We start from the raw sequence: 16,685 nt of genomic DNA on the forward strand, positions 1-16,685 counted from the left end.
ACCCATATCAGCCGTTACCCAAATAACGGATATACACCCAAAACCCACCTCAGCCCCGCCGACTCCCCAGCCATTCCTCCCGGGTAATCTCCCAGATATCCTTGGGCAAACTCCCAGCGACAAACTGCCCCTCATCGGTCCTGACCAACCGCATCCCCGTCCGCTCGGAAATCCTCCGAGACGCCACGTTCGGCGCCGCCTTGGGCACGCGCATCACGGGCCGCTCCAGCACCTCAAACCAATACTCAGTCACCGCCGCACTGGCCTCGGCCATCAACCCCTGGCCCTGCCACTGCGGCGCCAGCCAAAAGCCGCGGTTGTTGTCCACCTCATCCATCAGGCTGACATTACCAATCAACACCCCAGGCGCGCTTTTCAGGCGGATCGACCAATGCCACTCCTCACCCCGGGCCATCGCCGGCAATGCAACCTGCTCCAGATAGCTGCGCGCACCATCCGCCGGGTACGGCCAGGGCACCAGGGCATTCAGGTAACGCACCACTTCCCAGTGCGGAAAATGCTGCTGGACACCCTCGGCATCCTCCAGCGTCAACGGCCGCAGGATCAGCCGTTCGGTATACAGCGTAGGTTGCGCATCCATGTCGTTACCAAGTGGCAGTGTTGGGAAAGTCCAGGGTCCCGCGATCCACAAAACGCATGGTGCCGAACAGGCCACCCGCGAGTTTCCCGCGCAACACGTACGGCAGGTTATTCAAACTCTGGGTCTGGCTCAAGCCAAGGGTCTGGCGCAAAACGGAAAACGCCGAAACGCTCACCGGCACCGTCAGCACCGTCTCCGAAAAGCGTGGGATCGAGCCACCCTGGTCACTCACCCCGGACGCCAGCGGCCGGCCATTGACCTCCAGGTCCAGGGCCACGCCGCTGTAGTCGATCGCGGTTTCATTGGGGTTCTGTATGCGCAGTTTCACCGCGAACCGCACTTCCAGGTCCTGGCTCTGCAGCGGCTCGATGCCCACCACGTTGATGTTCACCGGGTCGCGGTTGGGGAACAGCGCGCACGCGCTCAGGGTGAGCAGCAGCAGTGACAAAACCATGAGCTTGCGCATAAAACGGGTTCTCCTATTTCGTGACGTCCGGGTCCTGCATCACTTTGAGGGTGGAGGCTTCCGGATCAAATTCATCTTCTTCCAACTCTATGAACTCCTCAGGCAGGAAGATGTTCAGCACGATAGCGCAGAACGCCCCCACGGTGATTGGCGACTCGAAGATGTTGTGCAGTGCCTTGGGCAGCTCGCGCAGTACTTCCGGCACTGCTGCCACACCCAGGCCCATGCCCAGGGAGATCGCCACGATCAGCACATTGCGCCGGTGCAGCCCGGCTTCGGCGAGGATCTTGATCCCGGCCACGGCCACGGTGCCGAACATGATCAGCGTGGCGCCACCGAGTACCGGCTTGGGCATCAGTTGCAACACCGCGCCGATCATCGGGAACAGCCCCAGCAGCACCAGCAGTCCGGCAATGAAGTACGCCACATAACGGCTGGCCACGCCGGTCAACTGGATCACCCCGTTGTTCTGGGCGAAGGTCACCATCGGCAAGCTGTTGAAGGTGGCCGCCATCACCGAGTTGAGGCCGTCGGCCAGCAGGCCGGACTTGATGCGCTTGATGTACAGCGGGCCCTTGACCGGCTGTTGCGAGATCATCGAGTTGGCGGTCAGGTCACCGGCGGCTTCCAGGGGCGAAATCAGGAAGATCACCGCCACCGGGATAAACGCCACCCAGTCGAACGAAAAACCGTACTTGAACGGCACCGGTACGCTGATCAGTGGCAACTGGGGCAGGGCGCCCAGGTCGACGCGGCCCATCCACCAGGCCACCACAAAACCCAGGGTCAGGCCGATCACGATCGAACCCAGGCGCAGGAACGCGTTGTTGAAGCGGTTGAGCACCACGATGGTCAGCAGCACCAGGGCCGCCAGGCCCATGTTGCCGGCGGCGCCCAGGTCGCTGGCGCCATAACCCCCGGCCATGTCGGTGACGGCCACCTTGATCAGCGACAAACCCATCAAGGTAATGATGGTGCCGGTGACCACCGGGGTGATCAGCTTGCGCAGCTTGCCGATGAACTGGCTGAGCACCACTTCGATAAACGCCGCGAAGAAGCAGATGCCGAAGATCGTCGACAGGATCTCATCGGTGCCGCCGCCCCGGGCCTTGACCATGAAGCCGGCACTGAGGATCACGCTGATAAACGAAAAACTGGTGCCTTGCAGGCACAGCAGGCCCGAACCCACCGGGCCGAACTTGCGGGCCTGCACAAAGGTGCCGAGCCCGGACACAAACAACGCCATGCTGACCAGGTACGGCACTTCGCTTTCCAGGCCCAGCACGCCGCCGACGATCAGCGTCGGGGTGATGATCCCGACAAAGCTGGCCAGCACGTGCTGCAGGGCGGCAAATATCGCCGCGCTGAAGTGCGGACGGTCGTCGAGGCCGTAGATCAGGTCGGATTTATAACGGGGGCGAGGGGTTTGAGTGTCAGACAAAATACGGGCCCGGGTAGGAAAAAGGAGGCGCAGGATGCCAGAAAGTGCCAGTTGTCAGAAGTGTGAAAAAATATTTCGAAACATCCCCCATTAAATCCTCAAGCCGGCCGATACCGTTTATAGGCCCACATACCTATTACAACAGTGGCGCCAGCCGGTCAGAGCGGCGCGTTGACGCCCACTGACCGTGTCGCGGCAGGGATGCTCGCAGCCACTACTTCTAAGAGCGCCCCCTATGTCCCTTCGTAACCTGAATATCGCACCTCGAGCTTTTCTCGGTTTCGCCTTCATCGCGTTGCTTGTCGTTATTCTTGGGGTGTTTGCGGCGAACCGCATGACCCTGATTCGTCAGGCATCGGTCGACATGGGCTCCAACCAACTGCCCAGCGTCGGGTATCTGGCGACCATGACCGAAAACGTCCTGCGCCTGCGGATTCTCTCTTTTCGTGTGCTGGTAAACCGTGAGCCGGCGGCTCTGGATGAGGCTCAAACCCGCATGGGTGTGCTGGTGGACAAGGTCAAGACGGCACAGGCCGCTTATGCAGGCATGCCAGCCGGGAACGAAGAGGCGGCGCTTTACAAAACGTTCTCCCTCACGCTCGACAATTATCTGAAGGCCCAGGCCGAGATGGTTGCCCTTTCACAGCAGAACAAGGTCGAAGAGATGCGTGCCTTGATCAATAGCCGTATCAAGGATGGCACAGACCAGATGGGCGAGCAGTTGAATAAACTGATCGCCATCAACGCTGCTGACGCGAAGCAGGCCGACACCGAGGCCGGGCAAAGTTATCAGGATGCAATCACTGGCATCATCGCAGTCTCCGTGATTGCTGCGTTGATGACCGTACTGCTGGCCTGGCTGCTGACGCGCAGTATCGTGACGCCCTTGCGCAAAGCGCTGGAGGTTGCTGAAACCATCGCCGGCGGCAACCTGAGCAAACCCATCGAAGTCGACGGCAAGGACGAACCGGCCCGCCTGATCGGCGCCTTGGCCGCGATGCAGAACAACCTGCGCCAGACCATCCAGCACATCGCCGGCTCGGCCACGCAGTTGGCCTCCGCCGCTGAAGAGCTCAGCGCCGTCACCGAAGAAGCCTCCAAAGGCCTGCAACAGCAAAACAACGAAATCGACCAGGCCGCCACCGCGGTCAACGAAATGACGGCCGCCGTGGAAGAAGTGGCGCGCAACGCGGTGTCCACCTCCGAGGCGTCCAGCCAGTCCAACCAGGCTGCGCGGGAAGGGCGCGACCGAGTGGTGGAAACCGTCGGCGCGATCCAGACCATGACCCAGGACGTGCAAAACACCTCGGTGCTGATCGAAGGCCTGGCCACCCAGGGCCGTGACATTGGCAAGGTACTGGATGTGATTCGCGCGATTGCCGAGCAGACCAACCTGCTGGCCCTCAACGCGGCGATTGAAGCGGCGCGTGCCGGTGAAGCCGGGCGTGGTTTTGCGGTGGTGGCGGACGAAGTGCGGGCCCTGGCCCATCGCACGGCGCAGTCGACCCAGGAAATCGAGAAAATGGTCGCCGGCATCCAGAGCGGTACGGGTGAAGCGGTGCAGTCCATGCAGCAGAGCAACCAGCGCACCCAAAGCACCCTGGAAATGGCGCGGGCTGCCGGTGTGGCCCTGGAGCAGATCACCCAGTCCATCAGCCTGATCAACGAGCGCAACCTGGTGATCGCCAGTGCCTCGGAAGAACAGGCTCAGGTGTCCCGCGAAGTGGATCGCAACCTGGTGAACATCCGCGACCTGGCGACGCAGTCGGCGGCGGGCGCCAACCAGACCTCAGCCGCCAGTCACGAACTGTCGCGCCTGGCAGTGGATTTGAACGGGATGGTGGCCAGGTTCGTCATTTAATCTGAAATGCGATCAAAAATGTGGGAGCGGGCTTGCTCGCGAAAGCGGTGTATCAGTTGATGCATTCGGTGGCTGACACACCGCCTTCGCGAGCAAGCCCGCTCCCACATTGGCTTCTGTGGTGCTTCAGGAATCAGTTTTTCCAGGCGGCAGGGTTCACCAGGTTCTTCGGCTTCTCACCCGCCAGCGCCGCCAGCAGATTGTCCACCGCGCACTTGGCCATCGCCTCCCGCGTCTCATGAGTCGCTGAACCAATGTGCGGCGTCGCCACCACATTGCTCAAGCGCAACAACGGCGAATCATGCTGCAGCGGCTCGCGCACAAACACATCCAGCCCCGCCGCACGAATCGTGCGCTGTTGCAACGCCTCGATCAGCGCCGCCTCGTCCACCACCTTGCCTCGGGAGATGTTGATAAAGATCGTCTCCGGGCCCATCAACGCGAACTCTTCAGCACCGATCAAACCTTCGGTTTCAGCCGTCAGCGGCAAGGTCAGGCACACAAAGTCGGCTTCCCGGAGCAGGTCCGGCAGGCTGCGGTATTGCGCGTCAAAACGTTGCTCCACTGCAGGTTTTGGCGAGTGGCTGTGGTAGATCACCGGCATGCCGAACCCGAAGTGCCCACGCTGGGCCAAGGCTTCGCCAATTCGGCCCATGCCGATAATGCCAAGCGTCTTGCCGTGTACATCGCTGCCGAAATGCAGCGGGCCGATGTTCTGGTTCCAGTTGCCGGCACGCACCATATTGGCCAGCTCCACCACTCGCCGGGCGGTCGCCAGGATCAGGGCGAAGCCGGTATCGGCGGTGGTTTCGGTCAGTACGTCGGGGGTATTGCTGAGCAGGATGCCGCGCTCGGTCAGGTAGTCGATATCGTAGTTGTCGACACCAACCGACACGCTGGCCACCGCCTCAAGGTTTGGCGCCAGATCCAGCAGTTTGGCATCCAGGCGCAGGCTGGCACCGAGCAAGCCCTGAGCGGTCGGCAAGGCTTCACGCAGTTTGGCCAGGCCGCTTTCATCCAGCGATTCAATAAGCGTGACCTCGGCCTGTTCATGCAGGCGGGCCATCAGCGGTGCAGAGAGTTTCTTGTAGAGCACGACAGACTTTTTCATCAGGTCTTTACCTTCAATTCAAGGGATTGCAGCGGGGCGCGTTCGCGGTCGCTGGCGCCGGGCTTGAGAAAGATCGTCAACACCACCGACACCAGCAGCGCACCGCTCATCAGCAAGTACGAGGCGCCGGGCGATCCGGTGCTGCTGTTGAGGTAGCCCACCAGATACGAACCGCCGAACGAACCGAGGGCGCCCATGCTGTTGATCAGCGCCATGGCACCGCCGGCGACGTTGGCCGGGAGGATTTCCGGGACGATCGCAAAAAACGGCCCGTAAGGCGCATACATACAGGCCCCGGCGATCACCAGCAGGGTGTACGACCACCAGAAGTGTTCGGCGCCGAGCACGTAGGACGCATAAAACGCGATGGAGGCGATCAGCAACGGTGGCCACACAAAACGTTTACGTTTTTGCAGTTTGTCCGAGCCCCAGGACACCGCCAGCATGCCGATCACCGCCGCCAGGTACGGCAGCGCCGACAGCCAGCCGGCCTCGACCATGTCCATTTTCAGGCCGGCCTTGAGGATCGACGGCAGCCACAGCACGAAGCCATACACGCCAATGCTCCAGCAGAAAAACTGCAGCGCCAGGATGATCACCTTGGGTGAGCGAAAGGCCTCGGCGTAGTTCTTTACCGCCTTGATGCCCACTTGTTCTTCGGCGAGGGCGGTTTCCAGGTCTTTTTTATGCTGGGCGCTCAGCCATTTGGCGTCGGCGGGTTTTTCATCCGCCAGCTTCCACCAGATAAACGCCCACAGCACCGCCGGCAAACCTTCGATGATAAACATCCAGCGCCAGCTGAAATGCTGCACCAGGTAGCCCGAGACCACCGACATCCACATCATGGTCACCGGGTTGCCGAGGATCAGGAAGGTGTTGGCCCGCGAGCGTTCCGCGCGGGTGAACCAGTGACACAGGTACACCAGCATCGCCGGCATCACGGCGGCTTCGACCACCCCGAGCATGAAGCGGATCACGATCAGCATGTAGGCGTTGGACACCATGCCGGTCAGGGTGGCCAGGCCGCCCCACAGGATCAGGCTGACGAAAATCAGCTTCTTCACGCTGCGTTTCTGCGCGTAGATCGCACCGGGCACCTGGAAGAAAAAGTAGCCGAGGAAGAACAGCGCGCCGAGCAATGACGACATGCCCGGGGTGATCATCAGGTCTTCGGCCATCCCGGAGGCGGCGGCAAAGCCGTAGTTGGCGCGGTCCAGGTACGCCAGGCTGTAGGTGATAAACACGATGGGCATGATGTACCACCAACGGCGGGTGGCGAGTTTCAACGGTTCCATAAGGTTGCTCCTGAGCTTGTTGTAGTTGTGGCAACAGGTAACTCGGTGATGCTGATTAACCGGCTTTCTGGGTGTGGGGCAGATCGGTCCTGAACGGCAAGCCTTCCATGTCGCCACGGCTCTGCACCGCGCGGCTGCCGATCCAGTTGCCGCGCTGCACGGCTTCGCTGAAGCTCAGGTTTTCCAGGAGCGCGCTGATCATGCCCACGGCAAACCCATCGCCGGCGCCGACCGTGTCGACCACCTTGGCCACTGGCACGGCGGCGACAAACCCCTGGTCCAGCTGGGTGCGGTAATACGCGCCGTGGGGCCCGAGCTTGATGGCCACGGCTTCCACGCCCTGGTCGAGGTAAAACGCGGCGATGTCGGCCGGGTCTTCAAAACCGGTGAGCAAGCGGCCTTCGCTCAAGCCCGGCAACACCCAGTCCGCCAGGCAGGCGAGGGCGTTGATTTCGCTGATCATGCGTTGCTCGTTCGCCCACAGGGACGGGCGCAGGTTCGGGTCGAAGGACACGCTGCGCCCGGCCTCGCGCATTTGCGTCATCAACTGGCGCGACAGGTCGCGGGTGGCGTCCGACAGCGCCGGCGGAATGCCGGTGGCGTGCAGGTGCCGGGCTTGCAACAGCTCAGGCTTGATCGCCTCGACCGACAGATGGCTGGCGGCCGAGCCACGGCGGAAGTACTCCACCTGCGGATCATCGCCGGCTTCCTCGCGGGACTTGAGTTGAAAGCCCGTGGGGTGCAGCGGGTCCACCGCCACATGGGTGCAGTCCAGGCCTTCGTTCTGCAAGGTGTCCACCACGAAGCGCCCGAGGGAATCGGCACCCACGCGGCTCAGCCATGCGACGTTGAAGCCCAGGCGTGACAGGCCGATGGCGACGTTGCTGTCGGCGCCGGCAATGCGCTTGTGAAACTGGGCAACCTGGGCCAGGTCGCCGGTCTGTTCGGCGACAAACATCGCCATGGTTTCACCAAACGACAGGATATCGATCTCAGACATGTGCGTTCTCCACGCGTGGCTGGCCGAGGACGGCGAGGGCGGCGACCTGCTGGGCGGTGACCTGCACCAGGTCATTGCCTTGCAGCGGAAATTCCACGGCCCGGGTAATACCTTGAGTCATGTGCTTGAGCAGTTGTTCCCACAGATGCAGGTCGGCGGCGCCCGGCGGCAGGGCCACCAGCTTGCCGTCGGCGCGGCGGGCCACGGCCTTGCAGTGCAGGTAGTCCACATGCCGGCCCAGCAGGCGCGCGGCGGTGGTCGCGGATTGGTCCTGCCATTGCCAGTTGCCGATATCGAAGGTCATTTTCACCGGCACCGCCAACCGCTCGACTTCGTTGAAAAAGCGCTGCATCGGCTCAATGCGCCCGCCGTGCAGGGTCTGGTCGTTTTCCACCAGCAGCTTGACCGGATGCCGGTTGAGCAGGGCGCTCAAACTGTCGAGGTCGTTGGTGTCGGTGAAATAGCCCAGGGAGACTTTCAGCCAGCGGGCGCCGAATGCCTGGGCGCGGTCGAGGGTGGCGGCCAGTTCGGCATTGGGCTGCGAGCGACCGGCCACCCAGAGTTCCAGGGGCGATGAGAACACGCACTCCAGGCCTTGATCGGCTGCAGCTTGCGCCAGCTCATGGGGTTGTTCGGTGGTCAGCAGCTCTTCGCGCCATTCGATGCGTTGCGCGCCGGCGGCAGCCAGCACCTCGACGAAACTCAACTGGCCTTGCTGGCGGACCAGGTCGGCGCCGTAACTGGAAAGGCTGATGGAGACGGGGTATTTATGCATTGTTGTGGACCTCTGAAACCGGTTTCATTTTTATTCGCAAAATAAACGTGTGGGAGCTGGCTTGCCTGCGATGGCGGCGGTCAGCCGCCTACTGCTTCGCCGGAGAAACCGTTATCGCAGGCAAGCCAGCTCCCACAAGGGATTGGGTCGAGCCCCGGATAATCAGTTGTGGCAAGAAGTCCAGGGTGCGCGTCGGCTCGGTATCGCCGCGCAAACGCTTGAGTAAACAGTCAAACGCACTGGCGCCGATGGCCTCGGTGGGCTGGGCGAGGGCGGTGATGCCGTTGCCCACCAGCGGGTACCAGTCGAGGTCATCCAGGGCGATCAGGCCCACGTCATCAAACAGGTCGCAGCCTAGATTTTTCAACGCACGGGTACACGCCAGTGCCGCGATTCCGTTGGCGCAGAACAACGCCTTGGGGCCGGATTTGCCTAGAAACTTTTGCAGACGCTGTTCCAGTTCGCCGTCCAACTCGAGTACGGCGCCGGTCAACGTCGGACGGTTGGTCATCTCCGCCTTGAAACTGTCCAGGCGCTCAAGCCGCGAGCTGGTGCCGTCGGTGGCTTCAGTCACCAACAGCAGGTCGCGATAGCCTTGCTGTTCCAGATGCTCCACGGCCATGCGCACCGCCACCGGGTTGTCCAGCCCTACCAGGTCGCTGTGCAGCGGTTCGACCTTGCGGTCCACCAGCACCAGGGGCATTTCCCGTTGCAGTTCCAGCAATTGGTCCAGGTGATGGCCGAGGGTATTCACGATCAGCCCTTCGATATTGTAGGCACGCAGGGCCGCCAGGTGCTGGCGCTCCTGCTCGTCATCGCGGTCGGTGTTGCACACCACCAGGCTGTAGCCGTGCTGGCGGCAGGCGGTTTCCACGCCATACATCACGGCAATCGAATAGGGGTTGCGGATATCGGCTACCAGCATGCCGATCAGGCGGGTGCGCCCGCGTTTCAGGCCGCGGGCCATCTGGTTGGGGCGATAGCCCAGCTCATCGATGGCCTGCTCGATGCGCAGGGCGATGGCATCGGAGAGCAGGGCACGGTCGTCGCCGATAAAGCGCGACACGCTGGCCTTGGATACACCGGCGCGCTCGGCGACGTCCAGCATGGTCACGCGGCTGCGTTGGGCGGCGGAAAAAGTAGTCACGGCGGCGGCCTTTCTTATTGGATTTATCTGGGTTCCAAGGCGAAACCAATTGCTGAAACCGGTTTCAGGAAACACCAAGTAGGAAATTTCGTCAAGCGCTGCTCAGTAACCGCCCTGGCAGCAAGGCCGAGCAAAAAGCGACGAATGGAGGGGGCTACCTGTTAATTCTGACAGTATCCGGCCGGAGGAATCGGGCGCTTAATTCTCTCAACGCCACTTGGTATACACACGCCGCCTGCCGGCAGGCCACTGTCCACCGTGTTGAGGATTAAACCCATGTCTGACGTCTCTGAATCCACTTACCTGATCAAACCCTTGGGCGCGGACGACGGGGGCACTGTGTTGCTGGACCCGATGGACATACCCGGCGTCGACAGTGGTGACCCCCGGGGCGTGATCCCGCGCTCGCGCCTGCAGGGCCCGCTGCAGGTCAACATTCCGATGTGGAACCCGCGACCCGAGCCGCTGCTGGATGAGCCGCACATCGTGCGCCTCCGCTGGGTGTGGGCGGGTGTCGATGAGGTGGTTGATTCGCGGCAGGTGTTTGGCCCGCCACCCCCTTTGCCAGCGGTGATCTCACTGGAGGTGCCCCTGTCACGATTGACTGATGAGGGCTCCGGCACCGCGCAACTCTACTACACGGTTCAGGACTCCTTTGGCGGCGTCAGTGTGCTGAATCCCAGGAGAACACTCACCATCGATCTGGACTCGCCTGAGTTACTGAACCCTCTGGATACTGTGGATTTTGTAGTTGCCCCGACCCCGAACGTCGATGAGCAATACCTGCTCGATAACGTGCCGGTGGCGTTCAATATTCCGTTCTACACCGTGCGCGCGGACAGGGACCGGATTGAATTCTACCTGTCCAACCGGGATAACCCGCCGCTAAGCGCGGCGGACGCCGAGTACGTGATCGCGTTAGCCTCAGACCCGCTGGTTGCTTACGTGGACCCCGATATTTTTCGCAGGTTGAACAACGGTGACGCCTATATTTTCTACCGCATTTTTGACGAGGCAGGCAATTTCAGCAGCCAGAGTGCCGGACTGCTGTTTCAGCTGGCACTGACGCCGTTGCCGAGCAACTTGCCGCGTCCGCAAATTCGGCCACCGGCATACGACGACAGCCTGATCAAGCGCGATGATGCACGTCGTGGCGTGTTCATGCGCATTGACCCCGCCTACGACGATTGGGCGCCGGGGGACCAGGTAATCGCCTATTGGAATGCCCGTCCGACAGTCCCGCAGCCGGTACTGAGCTTCCCTTGTGATGTGGAAATTCCATGGCTGACCCTCAGGGGGCCTGCGCCTGTACTGGTTCCCGAAGCGGCGGTGGTGCGCTACGAAATCATTCGCGGAGCCCTGCCTCCATTTCGTTCCTTATCGGAACGGTTCAATGTCGACCTGACGATTGCCGGCCAGGACCATCCCAATGCGCCCGCATTGCTTAACCCGACCCTGGCCAGCGTCACGGTGATAGGGCGCGGCTCCAAGACTCCCAATCAGCTCAATCATCTGGATCGTGGGCTGGCTGCCCAGGCATATGTTCCTTTGTTTGCAGATCCGGTTGCGGGTCAATTGCTCAGTCTGTTCTGGAACGGTGTTGGCCCGGTGGCCAGCCATCCCGTGCAGTTGGGGGAGGTAGGAGGGCAGTTGGTGTGGTTTACCGATATTCCCTGGAATCTGATCGAGGGGACGGTCAATCCACGTCTGCCGGTCCATTACCTCACCAGTAATGGGGTCAACGAACAACAGTCGCCGCCAACTTTTGTGAATGTCGATGTGACGGCGCTGATTGATTTTACTCCTCCGCAAGTTCAGCACACCCTCACTAGCGAGTATGTGACCTGTTGTTCTTCGCCTTCGCCTTTATATGGCGTGCATTGGTTGATTCCGGGCAATATCGGCCTGCAACTTAACGACGAGGTGCGTTTTCACTGGCAAGGCTATGCGCGTAATAACTGGGTTGATCCTATTGCTGGCACTGAATACGAAGAAACCATCCAGGTGCTGCAACCCCATATTGATAACGGTATTAAAGTTGTGGTGGAACCGTTCGACCGGACCCTGGAGCCTATGCGCGAATACGGTTCAGCTGTCGCCAGTTTCGAAGTGTGGCGCAACCTGGGCAAGGTGGGTGACTCCCGGCCAGACGTCAAGGGGAGCGGACATATCCGTGTCGACCTGACCTTTCCAACGGGTGGGTTTTGTAAACCCGGGGATGTCATTAGTTGCACCAGTGATGGAAAGGCAACGTTGGTCAAAGATTAAAGGACTGGATGTATTTGTTGTTGTGCAGGGAATAGTCGGCGTGTGATAGGCGTGCAAGCGCTTTGTCTCGCGACGCGAACGGCTACGTCAATGGTAGGGAAGTGTGGGTGAGATGTAATTCGTCTTAATATCTGGAGACACGTAATGAAAAAGGACACGCTCGACTTTATCCGTAACTATGCAAAGAATCGAAGTGCCAATACGAGTGATGACGCCTTGGCTGATGGTATTCTTGAAGGTGAGGTGCCTGGCTACCCTGGATTGCTTTCACGGGAGTACAACCTGCGTGAGAATTTGAATTTCTCTATTCCACTATGGCCTGACGCCGATACCCATCCGTTTCTTGACGATCAAGTCAGTGTTTGGTGGAAAAATTTCGATGACACCGAGTGGGGCACGCCCATTTATAATTTCACCGTTGTTGCCCCAGGGCCTGAGACAGTGGTGAACATTGCTCAAGGTCGGCGGCCCGCGGGGCGGTACCAAATCAAGTACGGAATTAACGTACGTGGCGTTGACAACTATTCCGAATCAGATCCGCAGACCATTGTCGTTGACCTGACACCACCGTATGCCATTTCCCCCGATGCACCGCCGGCGCCGATTCCGCCTGCCGACCTGCCGACACCTGCCGACCGCGACTACTTTGAAAGCAAGCCCAATGAGTCTGCAGTGTTTACGATCCCGGATTATGTGGCGCATGGTCGGGCAGACGGCGATTGGGCGTATCTTTACTATAATGGCTCCGATACGCCCTATGCACCCAACCCGCCCGATCCTTCGCCACGCTGGAATCTGCCTGCGGACCTGAGCTTTCCATTGCCATTATCCGTGGTTGACGCCAATCCGGATGGCCTGCGCAATTTGCGGTATGAGTTGTTCGACGCGGCAGGGAATTGGGCGCGGCTTTCGACTGCCTACGAGATGGACGTGGGCCTGTTTCCAGCGCCCGAGAACCTGCTGGCCCCCCTGGTTGACCGAACCTCACCCCCCGGCGATGTATTGATTGATCGGGCGGACGTTGCGCTGGACGGCGGCATGATCGTGCGTATTCCTGAATATACGAACTTTCTGCGCGGCGTCGATGGAGATGAATTCCTCGTCACATTGAGGACAAGCATCACCACCGTTAACTTGGAGGCCCAGCCACTGGGCAACAGCCGTTTCCCGGCGGAGGTTTACGTTCCGTACAGGGTGCTGGAAATCCTGTATGGGGCCACTCGAGGGCTATTGCCGTTGACGGTTTCCTATGTGGTGCGGCGGCGGTCTGTCAACAACCCGGCGACACCGACCACCACCGTCAACCTGGACCTGTTTGTTGTCGGCCCCACTCCCATTGGCCCGGACCCGATCAACGATGACCTGCTGCCCGTAGTCGTGAACGGGGTGGACGCAACCGGTACCGAGGGCCCCGACGACGAACTGGAGCGCGACCACGCCAACCGGCCTGCAATTGCTCGGGTAACGTTATGGAGTACGGCACCCACACCGGATGCCAGCGACTTTACGATCCGCCTTTACTATTCGGGCGAACTCGTTGCTACCCAACCGGTGACCGGCGCCTCGGCTGGCCAGGTGATTCCGCTCTCAATCCCGTGGAGCTTCATTGAGCGTCATGGCAATGGCCGCAAGACGGTGTTCTACACCATTGCCCAAGGGGCCAGCACCAACCGCCAGTTTTCCCCTGACACCACGGTGACGGTGAATGCCAACTTCAAAGAGCTTGCCCCGCCGGTGGTACGACATCTGTCGGACGCAGGCGCGATCAACTGCACTACGTTCAGGCCTGAAAATCCTCCCGGAAACGTTGTGGTGTTTATCCCGCCTTCGGAGCACTTTGAACTGAGGATGGTGGTTACGCTGCACTGGCAGGGCTACAGCGACAATGCAGGAATGGTAGCGGTCCCGGCAGCAGTGGGTCGTGTGGACTCCATACCGCTCACGCAAGCCATGATCAATTCTGGGTTCGAGTTGCTCCTGGGGCCCTATGAGACCATCTACAAACCCATCCAGCCCCACTCGGGTGCAAGGCTGGCCGGCTCCGCGCGGATCTGGTACACCATCAACCTGCCTGAAGGACCATTACCTTCCGATGAAGCGCATCCTCTTGTTCGCGGGGTTCGGATAGGTGGAACGAATGGCTTTTTCTGCGACGGTACTGCCGTCCCGCTTCCTTGATACTTGTTTGAGCCCTAATGCCAAAGAGGAGCCTTGCTCCTCTTTGGCATTTTTGCCGTTGGGTCGACTACAAACTGCATTCACTTTCAGCACAGCACCTTGGGATTAGTCCTACAGATGTTGGGAACAGCTCTGGGTACCTTGGGCGCCGCTTGATTGGCAGGGTCCACACGCTTTTCGGAACCGGCCAGTTTTTTTCCGTAAAGGAACGCCAACCCAGAGGTCCGTAAAGATGTCAGCTCCATTCAATTTCAAACCAACTCCCTTAAGCCTTGCCTTCAAGGCCAAGGCCGTCACACTGCTGATGCTCATGGCGCAGCTGTCCGAAGCGCGTGTCGTGACCGGCCCGGATGAAACGGTGGGGCCTGGCCCGCGCCCTGACACTTTTGAATTGCGTGCAGGTTCCCGCCTGACGGTTCATGGAGTGCCCACCCTGCAAATCACTGCCAATTCCGCAACCCTGATTGTCAATGCCGGCAGCAGCACCCGGGACATTGCCGCAATCAACTCCGACATCCGCATCGATGGTTCGGACGTCATTGCGCGGGATTCGGGAAGGGCCGGGGTTCATGTCACGGGCAGCAACGTGCTGATCACCAACAGCAACGTTACCCACAACAACGGAACCGGGCTGGCAGCGGCCCGTTCCCTGGGCGCCACCAATGGTTCCAGCGTCACGGTCGTCAACAGTCACATCACCGGCAGCACCCGCGGTGCCTCGGCCAGTGCCCACAGTGTGCTGGACCTGACCGATTCGCGTGTCGAGGCGACCGCAGATGATGGCGTGGGTATCGAACTGTTCAATGGCCAGGCCCGTGCGTTCAATACCAGCATCGTTGGTGGAGACATTGGCGTGAAGATGGGCGTGGATAACGACCCGACTTTGGCCAGCAGCCTGATCCTCGACCGCTCGAGCGTCGAGGGCAAGACCGGTTCGGCGATTCAGGTCGGCTCGTTCCGGCCCGGGGAATCCACCCTTGCTGATATTCATGTACTCAATGGCTCCACGCTGACCGGCGCAAACGGTGTGCTGCTGGAAGTCATGAATGGCGCCACCGCCAACATGAACGTCGACCGCAGCTTCCTGGTCGGTGACGTGGTGGTCGAAGACGGCAGCACCGCCAGGTTGCAGCTCAACAATGGCTCCTGGCTCACCGGCAAACTGCAGAACGTCGCCGAGTTGAGCGTCAATTCAGCGTCCCACTGGATGCTGGTGGATGACAGTTCAGTCGGCGACCTGATCATGGGCGGCGGCACCGTGCACTTTGGCGGCGCCGATGAGTTCTTCCAGTTGGACGTCAACAGCCTGTCGGGTGACGGCAGCTATGTGATGCACACCGACTTCAGCACCGGCCAGACCGACTTGCTCAACGTCAACGGGGTTGCCACGGGCAACCACAGCCTGCTGTTGGCGGCGACCGGCTCCGAGTTGGCGAGTGCCTTGCCGATTCGTGTGGTGCACACCGAAGGTGGCGATGCGCACTTCTCGCTGGACGGCGACACCGTGGATGTGGGCGCCTATTCCTACGGGCTGAAGAAGGAAGACACCGACTGGTACCTCGACCCTAACCGTCGTGGCACCAGCAACAGCACCAAAACCGTGATGGCGTTGTTCAACACGGCCCCCACCGTGCTGTACGGCGAGATGTCCCTGCTGCGTACCCGCATGGGTGAACTGCGTTTCAGCGACGGCCAGAGCAACGGGTTCTGGATGCGTGGCTACGGCAACAAATACGAGGTAGCCGGGAACAAGGACGGTGGTGGCTACACGCAAAACCAGCGTGGCCTGAGCCTGGGGGCCGATGCGCCATTGTCGGGCGGAGATGGCCAGTGGATGGCCGGTGTCATGGCGGGTCACAGCACGTCCGACATCAGCGCCAACACTTCCGGCAGCGGCAAGGTCAACAGCTACTACCTGGGGGGGTATGCCACCTGGATCGACGACGAGAGCGGGCTGTACTTCGACGGCGTGGTCAAGCTCAACCGCTTGCACAACGAGGTCAACGTGACCATGAGCGACGGCAAGCGTGCCAAGGGCAACTACACGCAGAATGCCGTGAGCGCATCGGCGGAAGTCGGCCGGCATATCAAGCTCGACGATGGTTACTTTGTAGAACCGTACTCGCAACTGAGCACAGCGATTATCCAGGCGCAAAGTTACGAGCTGGACAATGGCCTGCAGGCCAAGGGTGATCGCAGCGCCTCCGTGGTGGGCAAGCTCGGCGTGACAGGTGGCAAGAATATCCAGCTGGAGAGCGGCGGGGTGCTGCAGCCCTACCTGCGTACAGCGTTGGCCCATGAGTTCAACCACAGCAACAAGGTCAAGGTGAACGACCAGCGCTTCAACAACGATGTGTTCGGTTCGCGTATTGAAGTGGCAGCGGGCGTGGCGATGTCGGTGTCGAAGAACGTCAAGCTGCACGCTGATATTGAACATGCCCAAGGCAAGAAGGTGGATCAGCCGTGGGGGGTTAATGTGGGAGTGCGTTACGATTTCTAGGAAACAGGGGTAAAGAAAAAAGGAAGCCGAGGCTTCCTTTTT

General features: G+C 60.4%; 12 protein-coding genes. 4 read left to right on the forward strand and 8 right to left on the reverse strand.

The window, feature by feature from the left end; all coding sequences use genetic code 11:
- Positions 1–49 precede the first annotated feature (49 nt).
- From HX869_RS22910 to HX869_RS22920, 3 genes are read right to left on the reverse strand one after another with little or no spacing between them, the layout of a single operon-like run.
- The gene (locus HX869_RS22910) at positions 50–601 is read right to left on the reverse strand and encodes a GNAT family N-acetyltransferase (protein WP_177081621.1); all 552 of its coding nucleotides are present in this window, start codon (positions 599–601) and stop codon (positions 50–52) included.
- Positions 602–605: 4 nt separating this feature from the next.
- Positions 606–1,067: an LEA type 2 family protein gene (locus HX869_RS22915; protein WP_003214086.1), complete on the reverse strand. Its 462-nt coding sequence runs from the start codon at positions 1,065–1,067 to the stop codon at positions 606–608.
- 13 nt (positions 1,068–1,080) lie between these two features.
- On the reverse strand, positions 1,081–2,508 hold the full coding sequence (locus HX869_RS22920) for a nucleobase:cation symporter-2 family protein (protein ID WP_003214084.1): 1,428 nt from the start codon (positions 2,506–2,508) through the stop codon (positions 1,081–1,083).
- 235 nt (positions 2,509–2,743) lie between these two features.
- Between HX869_RS22920 and HX869_RS22925 the strand changes: the two genes are divergently transcribed.
- Positions 2,744–4,369: a methyl-accepting chemotaxis protein gene (locus HX869_RS22925; RefSeq protein ID WP_178903679.1), complete on the forward strand. Its 1,626-nt coding sequence runs from the start codon at positions 2,744–2,746 to the stop codon at positions 4,367–4,369.
- A 133-nt stretch (positions 4,370–4,502) separates the two neighbouring features.
- On the opposite strand, the gene HX869_RS22930 is transcribed toward HX869_RS22925, so the two are convergent.
- From HX869_RS22930 to HX869_RS22950, 5 genes are all read right to left on the reverse strand, one after another.
- Complete coding sequence (locus HX869_RS22930) at positions 4,503–5,480, reverse strand: D-glycerate dehydrogenase (RefSeq protein ID WP_178903680.1); 978 nt, start codon at positions 5,478–5,480, stop codon at positions 4,503–4,505.
- Positions 5,480–6,775 (reverse strand): MFS transporter, encoded by a 1,296-nt coding sequence (locus HX869_RS22935; protein WP_003214078.1) that lies wholly within the window; start codon positions 6,773–6,775, stop codon positions 5,480–5,482. The genes HX869_RS22930 and HX869_RS22935 overlap by 1 nt, the downstream gene beginning before the upstream one ends.
- 55 nt (positions 6,776–6,830) lie before the next feature.
- Positions 6,831–7,775 (reverse strand): sugar kinase, encoded by a 945-nt coding sequence (locus HX869_RS22940; protein WP_087694383.1) that lies wholly within the window; start codon positions 7,773–7,775, stop codon positions 6,831–6,833.
- Positions 7,768–8,550, reverse strand: a complete 783-nt coding sequence (locus HX869_RS22945) for a sugar phosphate isomerase/epimerase (RefSeq protein WP_177023334.1) — start codon at positions 8,548–8,550, stop codon at positions 7,768–7,770. Before HX869_RS22945 ends, HX869_RS22940 begins: the two co-directional genes overlap by 8 nt.
- An 88-nt stretch (positions 8,551–8,638) precedes the next feature.
- Entirely contained in the window at positions 8,639–9,697 is a 1,059-nt protein-coding gene (locus HX869_RS22950) for a LacI family DNA-binding transcriptional regulator (protein WP_178903681.1), read from the reverse strand.
- A gap of 276 nt (positions 9,698–9,973) precedes the next feature.
- Here HX869_RS22950 and HX869_RS22955 point away from each other — a divergent pair, with 276 nt between their 5' ends.
- The 3 genes from HX869_RS22955 to HX869_RS22965 all read left to right on the forward strand — a co-directional run bounded on the left by HX869_RS22955 (position 9,974) and on the right by HX869_RS22965 (position 16,643).
- Positions 9,974–11,965 carry a hypothetical protein gene (locus HX869_RS22955; protein ID WP_177029109.1) on the forward strand — a complete coding sequence of 664 codons (1,992 nt, stop codon included), beginning with the start codon at positions 9,974–9,976 and terminating at the stop codon, positions 11,963–11,965.
- A gap of 144 nt (positions 11,966–12,109) precedes the next feature.
- Positions 12,110–14,143: a hypothetical protein gene (locus HX869_RS22960; RefSeq protein ID WP_177039749.1), complete on the forward strand. Its 2,034-nt coding sequence runs from the start codon at positions 12,110–12,112 to the stop codon at positions 14,141–14,143.
- Positions 14,144–14,375: 232 nt separating this feature from the next.
- Positions 14,376–16,643: an autotransporter outer membrane beta-barrel domain-containing protein gene (locus HX869_RS22965; RefSeq protein WP_178903682.1), complete on the forward strand. Its 2,268-nt coding sequence runs from the start codon at positions 14,376–14,378 to the stop codon at positions 16,641–16,643.
- The last annotated feature ends 42 nt before the right edge of the window (positions 16,644–16,685 follow it).

Source organism: Pseudomonas sp. P7779 (assembly GCF_013386315.1).
Lineage (GTDB): Bacteria > Pseudomonadota > Gammaproteobacteria > Pseudomonadales > Pseudomonadaceae > Aquipseudomonas.